Here is a 14,398-nt window from a genome sequence, read left to right on the forward strand (position 1 = left end):
AATAAACAAAATGCTAGACATTCAAAATATACGTACACAGTTCCCAATTTTGGCTCAAGAAATCAACGGAAAACCCCTTGTCTATCTGGACAACGCCGCTTCATCACAAAAGCCGATTTCTGTTATAGAAACTTGGGAAAACTATTATAAAACAATTAATGCGAACGTACATCGCGGCATCCATACTTTAAGCCAATTGGCAACAGAAGAAATGGAATTGGCGCGAAAAAAGGTACAGAAATTCATTAATGCCAAACACGATTACGAAATCATTTTTACCAAAGGCACCACCGAAGGCATCAATCTTATAGCCTACGCCATTACGAATTTGATTAAAAAAGACGATGAAATCATCATTTCGTATCTTGAGCACCATTCGAATATCGTTCCGTGGCAAATGCTTTGTGAAAGAACTGGCGCGAAGCTTCGTGTGATTCCTATGGACGACCAAGGTATTTTGCAAATTGATGTTTTGAACACTTGGCTTAACGAAAAAACAAAAATTGTTTCGGTTAACCAAATATCTAACGCGTTGGGCGTTATAAATCCTATTGATGAGATTATTGCTAAAACGCGTCAATTATCCAATGCTTTTGTGATGATAGACGCTGCACAATCTTCACCACATTTAAAACTAGATGTTCAAAAAATGGATTGTGACTTCTTAGTATTTTCAGGTCACAAAATGTATGCGCCGATGGGGACGGGCATTCTTTACGGAAAACAGGAATCTCTTAAGCAATTACACCCCTTCCACGGCGGTGGCGAGATGATTGCGACTTGCAGTTTTGAAAAAACAACTTACGCCGACTTGCCATTTAAATTCGAAGCAGGAACACCAAATGTCGGCGGCAATATTGCTTTGGGAGCCGCTATAGATTTCATGGAAAATATTAGATTGGACAACATCCAGCAACACGAACATGCTTTGATGGAATATGCGACAAGACATCTTTCAGAGATTGAAGGATTAAGAATTTATGCTGAAAAAGCCAATCGTGCAGGTGCCATTTCATTTAATTTGGAAGGCGTTGGCATTGCATCTGATGTTGGAATGATCCTTGACAAAATGGGAGTTGCCGTGAGAACGGGTCATCATTGCACACAACCTATTATGGCTTATTTTGATATCGCAGGAACTGTACGCGCGAGTTTTGCCATTTACAATACTTTTGAAGATATAGACAAATTGGTGGAAGCTGTGCAAAAAGCACAAAGAATGCTTTCTTAAAATTAAAAAATACTACAATTCAAGTCCTCTGATTTTTCAGGGGATTTTTCTTTTTCATGACAAAATTTCGTATGGCATAAGAATTGAGAATTCTAAAGCCACAACTTATAAAACGCTTGTTTTCTGCAATTTAATTCTAGAAAACATTTTTAAACTTAAATCAAATGACAATTTGTCATTCCTATACATTATGACAGAATTCGAAGATATAAATATTGACGCCATTTTAGAAGATGGATTTGGAATCGTTGCCGAAGAAATCAATCTTTCTGAGCCAGAAGAAAAGGATTTTGAACAACCAAGTTACCCCATCTTGCCCGTTCGCAATATGGTGATGTTTCCAAAAGTTGTAACGCCCATAACTGCAGGACGCGAAAAGTCTAAAAAACTTCTGGAAGATGCACAAAAAAATAACCAGTTAATCGGGATTATTGCACAAAAAAACCCTAACGAAGATAATCCAAAAGAAAAGGATCTATACAGCATCGGAACTTTGTCTAAGATTATTAAAATCATCAAACTACCAGAAGGTAATATTACAGCCATTACACGAGGCGTTGCAAGATTCAAGGTTAAAAACTTCCTTGATCATAACGCGTATCTTTCCGCTGAAATTACGATGCTAAAAGACACCAAAACGCGCAATAAAGAAGAATTTTCAGCTTTGATGGAGAACATCAAAGATCTTGCAGGAAAAATTATTGAGCTAGATCCCAATATTCCAAATGCTGCCGGATTTGCACTTAGCAATATTCCAGAAAACGAAGATTTATTAAACTTCATCGCTGCCAATGGCAACTTCTCATATAATCGCAAACAAAATCTTCTTGAGGAAAAAAGTTTGGGCAAACGCGCTGAGCTTCTGTATGAAATGATGCATGAGGATTTCCGTTTATTGGAGTTAAAAAATCAAATTCATCAAAAAACATCACGTGATCTTGACAAGCAACAACGTGAATATTTTTTAAATCAACAAATCCGTACCATTCAGGAGGAATTAGGAGGTGGTCCAGATTCTGACGTTGACGAATTTAAGAAAAAAGCAACCAAACTGAAATGGCCTGCCGAAGTAGAAACGCATTTCCAAAAAGAATTGCAGCGTCTGCAACGTCAACATCCTAATTCACCAGATTACAATGTGCAAAGAAATTATCTTGATTTCTTCACAGATTTACCTTGGCAGAATTATTCCAAAGATGTTTTTGACCTTAAAAAAGCTGAGAAAATTTTAGATAAAGAACATTTCGGATTAGAAGATATTAAAAAAAGAATTTTGGAACACATCGCTGTTCTCAAACTTAAAAGCGATATGAAATCGCCGATACTTTGTCTTTCTGGTCCTCCGGGAGTCGGCAAAACCTCTTTAGGGAAATCTATTGCTGATGCATTGGGAAGAAAATACGTTCGTGTATCTTTGGGCGGCCTTCATGACGAGTCCGAAATACGTGGCCATCGCAAAACCTACATTGGCGCCATGGCGGGACGAATTCTTCAATCTATCAAAAAATCTGGTACGTCAAACCCTGTAATTATTTTAGATGAAATCGACAAACTAGGAAAAGGTATGCATGGCGATCCGAGTTCTGCAATGCTTGAAGTTTTGGATCCAGAACAAAACAGCAATTTCTATGATAATTTCTTAGAAATGGGTTACGACTTATCCAAAGTGATGTTTATTGCTACAGCCAATAATCTTAGCGAAATCCAGCGTCCTTTGCTAGACCGTATGGAGCTTATCAGCATTGCTGGCTATACTTTAGAAGAAAAGATCGAAATCGCAAAACGTCATTTAATAAAAAAACAAATTTCGGAAACTGGTTTAGATGCAAAATCGTTTAAACTTGGAAACGCTGAAATAAAACATATCATCGATGCGCATACGTCAGAAAGTGGCGTAAGAACTTTGGAAAAACGTATCGCTTCCATCGCGCGTTGGGTAGCATTACAAATCGCTATGGAGAACGATTATGATCCCAAAATTTCTATAGAAAAAATTGACGATATACTGGGCGTTCCACGTCCAAGCACTTTATCAGAAGTCAGCAATGTTCCAGGTGTGGTAACAGGCTTGGCATGGACCAGCGTTGGTGGCGATATCTTGTTTATCGAAAGTATTTTATCGAAAGGTAAAGGCACATTAACCATGACTGGTAATCTTGGGAATGTGATGAAAGAGTCCGCCACAATTGCTCTGGAATACATCAAAGCGCATTACGAAGAACTGGGCATCAGTCTGGAAGATTTAGAAACTAAAAACATCCACGTACACGTACCTGAAGGCGCTACGCCAAAAGATGGCCCTTCTGCGGGAATCGCCATGTTGACATCGATGATTTCGAGTTACAAAAACAAAGCTGTAAAACCGCATTTGGCCATGACGGGCGAGATTACACTTCGGGGAAAAGTGCTTCCTGTTGGCGGTATCAAAGAGAAATTGCTGGCTGCTACACGTGCGGGTATCAAAGAAGTCATCCTTTGCGAAGCCAACCGAAAAGATGTTGAAGAAATCAACAAAGACTATCTCAAAAATCTAAAAGTTAACTATGTTTCCCAAATGAGTGAAGTCGTTAACATCGCATTAGATTAAATTTTTCACTATTATATTAAAGAAGGATTCTAAAATTTTTAGAGTCCTTTTTTCTAGGGCGCCATTTCCGCCTTCGTCTCCCACTCTTTTGCTAGGCATAGCCTCTCGCAAAAGGAGTTCCGCCTACGTCGGGGCGCACCCATTTTAGAGATTCTTAGCATTCAAAAGACAAATTGTCACTTTATCTTCGATGGTATTTTTTTTGAGTTTTTAAACCCAAACAAAAGATATGAGTCAACAACATTGGGAGAAGATCTATGAAAACAAAACACCAGATCAAATGAGTTGGACACAAGATGAATATACAAGTTCACTACAACTCCTCCAGTCGATTAATGCTGATAAGAATTCAAAAATAATTGATGTCGGTGGCGGCGATGGAAATTTTGTGAAAAGACTTTTAGAATTAGGATATCAAGACATTACTGTCCTTAACATTTCCAAAACGGCCATCGAAAATGCTAAAAAAAATTTGGGAAAAGATGCTTCAAAAATAAAATGGATAGTTTCAGACATCAAACAATTTCAGCCAACAGAAACTTATGACATCTGGCACGACCGAGCAACTTTTCATTTTTTAACAACAGAAAAAGATATACAGACTTATATTAATTTGCTAAAGAACAATCTCAAAGGCAATCTAATTATTGGAACTTTTTCTACCAATGGTCCATTAAAATGTAGCGGGCTAGACATCACACAATATAGCGAAAATAGTATGCAACATCTTTTGAAAAACGATTTCGAAAAAGTCGAATGTTTTACAGAAGACCATACCACACCGTTTGACTCAACTCAAAATTTTTTGTTTTGCAACTTCAAAAAAATTAACTCATAAAATAAACACAATTATGTCAACAGGAAAGATTAATGTATCTGTGGAAAACATTTTCCCACTTATTAAAAAATTTCTTTATAGCGATCACGAAATATTTCTACGAGAACTTATTTCTAACGCAACCGACGCTACAACCAAACTAAAGCATCTTATTAACATTGGTGAAGCCAAAGTAGAATATGGTAATCCAAAGATTGAAGTTAAAATTGATAAGGATGCAAAAACTATTAGCATAAAAGATCAAGGTCTTGGGATGACAGCTGAGGAAGTGGAAAAATACATCAACCAAGTAGCTTTTTCTGGTGCAGAAGAATTCTTAGAAAAATATAAAGACGCTGCGAAAGACGCTGGAATTATTGGACATTTTGGACTCGGTTTTTATTCTGCTTTTATGGTTGCTGATAAAGTAGAAATTTTCACCAAATCTTTCAAAGACGAGCCTGCCGTACATTGGACTTGTGACGGAAGCCCAGAATTTACATTAGAACAAACCGACAAAACAGACCGCGGAACAGAAATTATTCTTCATATTGCTGAAGATTCAACAGAGTTTTTGGATGATTTCAAAATCCGTGAGTTGCTTTTAAAATACAATCGTTTCAACCAAATTCCAATTAAGTTCGGTACAAAAACTGAAACTTTAGCTTTGCCTGAAGATGCTGCTGAAGATGCTAAACCAGAAACTGTTGAAGTTGACGACATCATTAACAATCCCAATCCAGCATGGACCAAAAGTCCATCTTCTTTAACGGATGAAGATTATAAAAAGTTCTACAGCGAGTTGTATCCAATGCAATTCGAAGAACCATTGTTCAATATTCATTTGAATGTAGATTATCCTTTCAATTTGACGGGCATATTGTTCTTCCCAAAACTGTCGAACAATCTTAATATCGAAAAAGATAAAATTCAGTTATACCAAAATCAAGTTTTCGTAACCGATGAAGTTAAAGGTATTGTTCCCGATTTCTTGATGTTATTGAGAGGCGTCATTGATTCTCCAGATATTCCGTTAAATGTTTCTCGTTCGTATCTTCAAGCTGATGGCGCGGTGAAGAAAATTTCTTCTTACATCACCAAAAAAGTTGGGGACAAGATGGTGGAACTTATCCGTGATAATCGTGAAGATTACGAACAAAAATGGAACGACATCAAAGTTGTTATCGAATACGGAATGGTTACAGAAGATAAGTTTTATGAAAAATCGGATAAGTTTATGCTATATCCAACAACGGATGGCAAGTATCTACTTTGGGACGAACTCATCGAAAATATCAAGGATAAACAAACCGACAAAAACGGAAAAAGGGTTATTCTTTATGCTTCCAATACAGATTTGCAAGACTCATACATTCAAACCGCAAAAGCCAAAGATTATGAAGTTTTGTTATTAGACTCTCCATTGGTTCCGCATTTAATTCAAAAAATAGAAAGCACAAAAGAGAATATTTCGTTGGCAAGAGTGGATGCGGATCATATTAATAAATTAATCGAAAAAGACGAGCCGATTATTTCAAAATTAAATGATGGCGAAAAAGAAAATCTCAAGAAATCTATTGAAGAAGCTGTTAATTCGCAAACTTACACAGTGCAATTAGAAGATTTGGATAGCGAAGATGCGCCGTTTAGCATAACGCAGCCAGAATTTATGCGCCGTATGAAAGATATGCAACAAATGGGTGGACCATCGATGTTTGGAAACTTTCCAGAGATGTACAATCTCGTGGTTAATGCCAATAGCCATCTTGCTTCTGACATTTTAAAAACAGAAAACTCTGACGCTAAAACAGCGAAAATTCAGCAAGCCTTAGACCTAGCAAAACTCTCTCAAAACCTCTTAAAAGGTAAAGACCTTACTGATTTTATCAAACGAAGTTTTGAGCAGTTAAAATAAATTTTCACTTCATATCAACAAAACACCACTTTGGATTTTCAAAGTGGTGTTTTATATTATTTTTTAAATATAATATTTTAAATAATCAATCTCTCAATCTTGCAATAACGTCAAGACCGCCTTTGGTTTTGTCGCCAATTTTACAAAGAATCTCGGTATCGAGTGGCAAGAATACATCCATTCTGGATCCGAATTTTATGAAACCAAACTCATGTCCCGCTTTGGCTTTATCTTCGATATTACAATAGAAAACGATTCTTCTAGCAACATAACCTGCAATCTGGCGGAATACCACAAGATGATTGGTTTCTGACTTAACTGCAACGGTCGTTCTTTCGTTCTCTGTGGAAGATTTTTCATGCCAAGCTACCAAATATTTTCCTGGATGATACTTTTTGTAAGTGACATCACCAGAAACTGGATAACGACAAATATGAACGTTAAGTGGCGACATAAATATCGAAACTTGAATACACTTTTCTCTAAGAACTTCGTCTTCAAAAACTTCTTTTATCATAACCACTTTCCCGTCAACTGGGGCTATCACATTTTCGACATGATCCAGAATATTTCTGTTTGGTACGCGGAAAAACCAAAATACCAAGCCCAAAATAACCAACAACGGAATGATGATGATCAACGACCAGATTTTTAAAAAGTAAATAGAAATACCTCCTATAATAAGGATTGCAAGCAAAGCTACCGTTAAAGTGCCTTTAGATTCTTTGTGAAGTTTCATAGTATTTGGAACTAAAAGTTCTTAAATAAATTTTTCTAAAATAAAATACAAATATACAACAGGCGCGCAAATAATAAAACTGTCTAATCTGTCTAGTACACCGCCGTGCCCTGGAATTATATTGCCGCTATCTTTAACCCCAAAACTTCGCTTAAGCTGGCTTTCCACCAAATCGCCTAAAGGTGCAAATACAGACACCAAAAAGCCTACAATAATCCAATTGCCTCTTAGCTCTGGAAAATATTTCTCAACGAAAAAACCAAGAATCAAAGTAAAAAATACGCCACCAGCAAAGCCTTCCCATGTTTTTTTGGGACTAATTTTGGGTGCCATTTTATGTTTTCCAAAAAACTTCCCTGTGAAATAAGCGAAACTATCGCTGCTCCATATTAAAATAAAAAGCATCATAATTTCTAAAGTGAAAGGCTTATTCTCGGGATCTAAGCTGCTAAAACTCGGTAATCCTAATGCAAAACCAAACGGTAAAGCCGTATAAATTACAGTGAAAATAAATTTTCCATTTTCTTGATAAAGTTCTTTTGGGAATTTGAACAGCGTAATGCACGCAATGAGAATTAAACTCAATGCTAAAATCTCTGATAAATTAAAATTAAAGAAAAAACCGTGGTAGAAAAAACGTTTTGAAAATTGATAATAAATAAAAACCACCAAAGGCAATACCAACCATTTGAAAATTCCATTCTCGAATTTCATAATACGTATACATTCCCAAACGCCGACTAATAAAAAGAAAGACATCAAGCCATAAAACAAATATTGTTGCTGAACTTGTGGAATAATAGGTTTTAACCAAGATTCGCCCAAAGGTGTTGTGCACAAAATAATTACTAAGCCGTAGATAGCTCCAGAAATTAAACGCTGAATGAGATTTTTATCCAAAATTTGAATTTATAAAATTAATCTTCCAGCAAAAGTAAGAAAAGTTTGGTATTGTCTTTATTAGGCGTATCCAATTTGGAACTACTTCCGCTAATTGACGTAAGATTTTTAAGATTTCCGGCACGTTTCACCTTCATCATAGCTTCCCCTAGATTATTAACAATCTGGGAAACATTCGCAATAATAATAATTTTCTCAGGCAAGCGTGACGAGTGATAATGCTGGATATTATTGTGAGATAGCATTATTCTACCATCGAAAGCGATAAGATATTCGCAAGTGATAAAAGCGGCATCGTTGGATTCTATCAGTTGTGGTGTGTATGTCGTTTTCACAACATCTAAAAACTTCTGGAGTTGTTCGTCACAACAAAAAACTGAATTAATACCTTCGATTTTAAGAATCTGATTTAAAGTTTGTAGTGCTTCGCTCTCGTCCGCACAATAATTAAAATACCCACCAGAATGCGTGAACAACTGGGCAAATTTGTAGTCCAAATCCGCATCGCGCAATTCATCAGCCAACTTCGTAATATTAGAGTTTTCGTCCTCTTCGGGCTGATTAAGTATTTTATTTACAATTCTCTTAAAAAGACTCAATTTTTATCAAAATTTTGATACAAATACAAATGTAAAAAATTAATGTAATATTTAAAATTTTACATACTAAAAAATATGAAAAATCCTGATTAAAACACAAACTGCATATTTAATCAGGATTAATTCATTCAATTATTTTAAAAACTCAGAAATTAATGTTGCACTTCTGGAGTTTCGTTGGTTGTATTAACTTCTTCTTCAACCTGTGTTGCTGGCAGTTCTTCTGCATTGCTAACAGGCTTCTCGGTTAATTCGGGATCCCAAGCTCTTTTCCCAAAAATATCTTCAAGATCTTCCCGGAAAATAACTTCTTTTTCCAATAGTTTTTGCGCTAGAGCCTCTAGCTTATCTCTATTGGTAATCAAAATGTCGATAGCTCGTTGATATTGTGTTTCTATCAAAGTAGAAATCTCTTCGTCAACTACTTTCGCAGTTTGCTCAGAATATGGTTTTCCAAAGTTATACTCTTGTTGACCAGAGCTGTCGTAATAAGAAATATTTCCTAATTTTTCGCTCAAACCATAGATTGTAACCATCGCTTGTGCACGTTTTGTAACTTTTTCAAGATCAGATAACGCACCTGTAGAAATGTTATTAAAAATAACCTGTTCTGCTGCACGGCCACCCAAAGTTGCACACATCTCATCCAACATCTGTTCGGTTGTTGTCAACTGTCTTTCTTCTGGAAGATACCAGGCTGCCCCCAAAGAACGTCCTCTCGGGACAATCGTTACTTTTAATAATGGCGAAGCGTGTTCCACCAACCAAGAAATCGTTGCATGTCCTGCTTCGTGGTAAGCCACTCTTTTTTTCTCAGATGGTTTGATGGCCATATTTTTCTTCTCAAGACCGCCGATAATTCTATCAACTGCGTCCAAGAAATCTTGCTTGGTTACCGTTTCGTGGTTATTTCTTGCTGCAATAAGCGCGGCTTCGTTACAAACATTGGCGATATCTGCACCACTAAATCCTGGCGTTTGTTTTGCTAGGAAATCTCGGTCAACACTCGGATCTAATTTGATTTTAGCCAAATGAACATCAAAAATTTGACGTCTTTCATGAAGTTCTGGAAGGTCAACATAAATCGATCTGTCAAAACGTCCCGCTCTCATCAAGGCTTTATCCAAAATATCTGCGCGGTTGGTTGCTGCCATTACGATAACATTGGTATCTGTGCCAAAACCATCCATTTCTGTCAAGAGCTGATTAAGTGTATTTTCTCTTTCATCATTACCACCAGAGAAATTATTTTTTCCTCTTGCGCGGCCAATAGCATCAATCTCATCGATGAAGATAATTGCGGGTGATTTTGCTTTAGCCTGAGCAAACAAATCTCTCACTCTAGAAGCACCAACACCTACAAACATCTCAACGAAATCCGAACCAGACAACGAAAAGAAAGGCACTTTGGCTTCACCTGCAACGGCTTTTGCCAATAGAGTTTTACCAGTTCCTGGAGGACCAACAAGCAATACACCTTTCGGGATTTTTCCGCCCAGTTTGGTATATTTTTCAGAATTTTTAAGGAAATCCACAACCTCCTGTACTTCTTCTTTGGCACCTTCTAATCCAGCAACATCTTTAAAAGTCACATTGATTTTATCTTTATCATCAAAAACTTTGGCTTTTGATTTTCCAATGCTAAAAATTTGTCCTCCTGGACCGCCACCGCCGCCCATTCTTCTGAATAAGAAAAAATAGAAAAGCGCCATAATTGCTATCCAGAATAAAGCTGTTACCAATAAATCTGAGAAAGGACTTTTGCTCGTCCCAAATTCCATTTTTGCTTTTTTATCGGACGGAGCCTCAGCATTGATTTGGTTAAATCTTTCTTGAAAATATCTAAGATCTCCATAGGTCAAAGAATAGTCTGGACCGGGTTTCATGTCCAACATTGACAATGGATTTTCATCTTTTTTTGCAGTGGTTTTCAATTCTGATTTTGCGGCTTTATTCAAAAAAACCTCAGCTTTATAAGAATCTCTAAACACCATAACTTCTCCAACTTTACCAGACTGGACAAGCTTGTAGAAGTCATTCTCATCAATATTTTTAGCATTAGAATCTCCGAAAAGACCAGGTACCAAAAATAGCACCATCACCAAAATTATAATGGGAATAAACCAATTAAAACCTTTATTGTTATTCATTTAATTTAATTTGAAAAATTTGGAAATAATATCTTAGAAGTTGGGCTGTGCATCTTCTATTCTTGTAACTTTTGCATCACCCCAAAGTGTTTCGATATCGTAGTATTCTCTAACTTCTTTTTGGAAAACGTGGACAACCACAGAAACATAATCTAATAACACCCACATATTGTTTTCGCTACCTTCTACGTGCCAAGGACGATCTTTCAATTCGTTTCTGACTTTTTTTTCAACATTACCTGCAATAGAAGAAACTTGCGTGTTTGAACTTCCACTGCAAATGATGAACGTCTCTGCAACAGCATTTTCAATATTGGAAAGGTCGAACACTAAAACGTCTTCGCCTTTTGTATCTTGGATTGCTTCTATTATTTTCTCTACTAATAGTTGTTTTTCTGTATTTTTACTCATTCAAAAATTATATATCTGCAAATTTATTGATTTTAATCTATTTAAGCTTTGTCTTATGAGCTTAGGATGTCTTAAAGTTTTCTTAAATGACCGATTTAATATACAAATCTGAAGTTACCTCAACCAATGAAGTGATTTTGGAACTTCTAAATACCAAACCCGAAATCTTGGCTCTGTACAGTTTTAATCAAACTAAAGGTCGAGGCCAATACGGAAATGTATGGAACATACACGCCGACCAAAATCTCGCCTACACCATCGCTATAAAAGCTGGGATTATCAATCTTGACGATGTGAGCTTCAATTATCATACCGCGTTAATAACAAGTAGTTTTATAGCCAAAATGACCCAAAATGATGTCAAAATAAAATGGCCGAACGATCTTATTATTAATCAAAAAAAAATATGCGGCATTCTTCTCGAGAAGAAAAAAATAAATAACGAAACCTACTACATTATTGGCATCGGTATTAATATTTTACAAGAAAATTACGCCGACCTACCAAAGGCTGGATCTATCCTAACAACGACTGGACAAGCTTTTGACCTAAAAAACTTCGTTCTAGAATTTCATAGTTATTTTAAAAATGAAATTTTAAAACGTGTTTCTAAAAATGAAATTTTGAAACAGTTCAATGACAATTTATTTAGAAAGAACGAAATTTCTGTGTTTGTAAAATCCGACACAAGACAAAATGGCATAATAAAGCAGGCCGATGACGAAGGTTATCTTTGGATAGATTTTGAAAACGACGGCTTACAACGTGTTTTCCACAAGCAAGTTGAATTGCTTTACTAAAATTATTGATTGGCTCTTTTAAGGTACAAATAAATAGCAATTGGTCCAAACACGATATTCGGCAGCCACATCGCAAGAAGTGGTGACATGGTTTTGTTCTCGGAAACCACGCTTAAAGCCTGGAACGAAAACACGAAAACAAACGCCAAAGCAATACCAATGGCCAAGTTAATTCCCAAACCGCCACGTTTTTTTTCAGAAGAAAGTGACAGTGCTAAAAATGTTAAAATAACAATGGATATAGGCATCGAAGTTCTCTGGTGAAGCTCGTTGTAAAAAGTGTTCACATTACTATTTCCTTTTATCTTTTCGCGTTCAATAAGCTTGATAAGTTCTGGCGTCATTTTATTTTGTCCCACCAATTTATCTGGAAAAAGTTCTTCTGGAGGCAAGCCAAAACTTTGTTTCTTTTGCTCGCCGTTCGCTATTTTTTCTGAGTCATCTTTTTGAGGCCAACGTTCTACATAACTTGTTAACAAGAATGATTTTGATTTTGGTTCCCACACAACATCATTCGCAATAATCTGATAAGTCAGCTTTTTGTCTTTATCAAATTTTTGATACATATAGCCAAAACCTTTTTTTTGCTCTCGGTTATAATTATTTATAAAAATATATTCGAAAGGATTAAGATTGGTCGCAATCGTCGTATTACCTAGAAGCGCTTCTTTATTAACTTGATTATAAGTATAGGCTTCGAGTTTATTCTTTTTGATATTAGCCCAAGGCAGAACAAAATGATTGGTCAACAGCGCAAATCCCGCAATAATAAGCGACGCTATTAAATATGGTTTTGCAAATCTATGAAAACTAGCACCACTACTAACAATGGCAACGATTTCGGTATTATTAGCGAGTCTCGATGTGAAGAAAATCACCGATATAAAGACCAAAATGGACATAAAAGTGATGACAAGGTTAAGAATCCAAAATGGATAAAAATTGACTAAAAAATAGCCCACCGTAAAACCATTGTTCTCAATACGAGGCGTTTTACTTTGCACATCAATCACCAAGACAATTATCGACAAAAGCCCTAACATAAAGAAAAGGGTTCCCAAATATTTTTTGATGATATATTTGTCAATAATCTTCATAAATCCAACCGAAGTTTTAAAGTCTTTGTTTTAATTGCGGAATGACAGAATCTTTCCATTCGTAAAAATCACCAGCAATAATATGTTCGCGCGCAACTTTCACTAAATCTAAATAAAATGCTAAGTTATGAATTGATGCAATTTGTTTTGCCAAATATTCTTTTGCTACAAACAAATGTCGAACGTAAGCTTTGCTGTATTCTTGATCTACAAAACTCGTCCCGAATTCGTCCAAAACAGAAAAATCATTTTTCCATTTTTCATTTTTCATATTGATAACACCTTGCCAAGTGAACAACATGGCATTACGTGCATTTCTGGTTGGCATAACACAATCCATCATATCCACACCAAGACCAATACTTTCCAAAATATTCCAAGGGGTACCAACCCCCATTAAATATCGAGGCTTATCGGTTGGTAGTATGTCGGTAACTTCGTTAGTAATACGGTACATTTCTTCCTCTGGTTCCCCAACAGAAAGTCCGCCAATAGCATTACCTTCGGCTCCAGCTTCTGAAATAACTTCAGCCGAAATTTTTCTTAAATCCGAATAAGTAGATCCTTGAACAATTGGAAACAAACGTTGCTTGTGTCCGTACAATTCTTCGTTTTCTTTGGTATAATCCACACAACGTTTTAGCCAACGATGCGTCAGCTCCATGGATAATTTGGCTTGATTATAATCGCAAGGATAAGGCGTACATTCATCAAAAGCCATAAAAATATCTGCGCCTATTTGGCGTTGAATTTCCATTGATTTTTCAGGAGAAATAAAATGATAACTCCCATCGATATGCGACTTGAATTTAACACCTTCTTCGTTCATTTTTCTACTTTTAGAAAGCGAAAAAACCTGATAACCGCCGCTATCTGTCAAGATCGGAAGTTCCCAGTTCATGAATTTATGAAGACCGCCCGCCTGTTGCATAACCTCCATACCTGGACGCAACATCAAGTGGTATGTATTTCCTAGAATAATTTGGGCTTTTATATCGTCGCGTAATTCGCGTTGATGTATCGTTTTGACACTGGCCACTGTACCAACAGGCATGAAAATAGGTGTCTGAATATCACCATGATCTGTATGTAAAACACCTGCTCTAGCTTTGCTTTGGGATGTTTTTTCGATTTCAAAAAACTTCGACATTG

12 protein-coding genes are annotated in these 14,398 nt (G+C 36.3%); 5 read left to right on the forward strand and 7 right to left on the reverse strand.

The window, feature by feature from the left end; genetic code table 11:
- Positions 1-10: 10 nt before the first annotated feature.
- From G6R40_RS09805 to htpG, 4 genes are all read left to right on the forward strand, one after another.
- The gene (locus G6R40_RS09805) at positions 11-1,231 is read left to right on the forward strand and encodes an aminotransferase class V-fold PLP-dependent enzyme (protein WP_165134690.1); all 1,221 of its coding nucleotides are present in this window, start codon (positions 11-13) and stop codon (positions 1,229-1,231) included.
- A gap of 190 nt (positions 1,232-1,421) precedes the next feature.
- On the forward strand, positions 1,422-3,818 hold the full coding sequence (gene lon, locus G6R40_RS09810) for an endopeptidase La (RefSeq protein WP_165134693.1): 2,397 nt from the start codon (positions 1,422-1,424) through the stop codon (positions 3,816-3,818).
- A gap of 229 nt (positions 3,819-4,047) precedes the next feature.
- A complete protein-coding gene (locus G6R40_RS09815) occupies positions 4,048-4,656 on the forward strand; it encodes a class I SAM-dependent methyltransferase (protein WP_165134696.1) in 609 nt (202 codons plus the stop codon).
- Between the two features lie 13 nt (positions 4,657-4,669).
- Positions 4,670-6,550 (forward strand): molecular chaperone HtpG, encoded by a 1,881-nt coding sequence (htpG, locus tag G6R40_RS09820; RefSeq protein WP_165134699.1) that lies wholly within the window; start codon positions 4,670-4,672, stop codon positions 6,548-6,550.
- An 85-nt stretch (positions 6,551-6,635) separates the two neighbouring features.
- On the opposite strand, the gene G6R40_RS09825 is transcribed toward htpG, so the two are convergent.
- The 5 genes from G6R40_RS09825 to rsfS form a co-directional block, all read right to left on the reverse strand.
- A complete protein-coding gene (locus tag G6R40_RS09825; RefSeq protein WP_165134702.1) occupies positions 6,636-7,289 on the reverse strand; it encodes a phosphatidylserine decarboxylase family protein in 654 nt (217 codons plus the stop codon).
- Positions 7,290-7,310: 21 nt separating this feature from the next.
- Positions 7,311-8,189 (reverse strand): phosphatidate cytidylyltransferase, encoded by an 879-nt coding sequence (locus G6R40_RS09830; RefSeq protein ID WP_165134705.1) that lies wholly within the window; start codon positions 8,187-8,189, stop codon positions 7,311-7,313.
- 17 nt (positions 8,190-8,206) lie between these two features.
- Positions 8,207-8,788 carry an LUD domain-containing protein gene (locus G6R40_RS09835; protein WP_165134708.1) on the reverse strand — a complete coding sequence of 194 codons (582 nt, stop codon included), beginning with the start codon at positions 8,786-8,788 and terminating at the stop codon, positions 8,207-8,209.
- A gap of 152 nt (positions 8,789-8,940) precedes the next feature.
- On the reverse strand, positions 8,941-10,938 hold the full coding sequence (gene ftsH / locus G6R40_RS09840) for an ATP-dependent zinc metalloprotease FtsH (protein ID WP_165134711.1): 1,998 nt from the start codon (positions 10,936-10,938) through the stop codon (positions 8,941-8,943).
- Between the two features lie 33 nt (positions 10,939-10,971).
- On the reverse strand, positions 10,972-11,349 hold the full coding sequence (rsfS, locus tag G6R40_RS09845; RefSeq protein ID WP_165134714.1) for a ribosome silencing factor: 378 nt from the start codon (positions 11,347-11,349) through the stop codon (positions 10,972-10,974).
- Positions 11,350-11,435: 86 nt separating this feature from the next.
- On the opposite strand from rsfS, the gene G6R40_RS09850 reads away from it, so the two are divergent.
- Positions 11,436-12,149, forward strand: a complete 714-nt coding sequence (locus G6R40_RS09850) for a biotin--[acetyl-CoA-carboxylase] ligase (RefSeq protein ID WP_165134717.1) — start codon at positions 11,436-11,438, stop codon at positions 12,147-12,149.
- A 2-nt stretch (positions 12,150-12,151) separates the two neighbouring features.
- On the opposite strand, the gene G6R40_RS09855 is transcribed toward G6R40_RS09850, so the two are convergent.
- Together G6R40_RS09855 and tgt are read right to left on the reverse strand one after the other, a co-directional pair.
- Positions 12,152-13,246: an LptF/LptG family permease gene (locus G6R40_RS09855; protein ID WP_165134719.1), complete on the reverse strand. Its 1,095-nt coding sequence runs from the start codon at positions 13,244-13,246 to the stop codon at positions 12,152-12,154.
- A gap of 16 nt (positions 13,247-13,262) precedes the next feature.
- Entirely contained in the window at positions 13,263-14,396 is a 1,134-nt protein-coding gene (tgt, locus tag G6R40_RS09860; protein ID WP_165134721.1) for a tRNA guanosine(34) transglycosylase Tgt, read from the reverse strand.
- Positions 14,397-14,398: the final 2 nt, after the last annotated feature.

Source organism: Chryseobacterium sp. POL2, from assembly GCF_011058315.1.
In the GTDB taxonomy this organism is placed as follows: Bacteria; Bacteroidota; Bacteroidia; order Flavobacteriales; family Weeksellaceae; genus Soonwooa.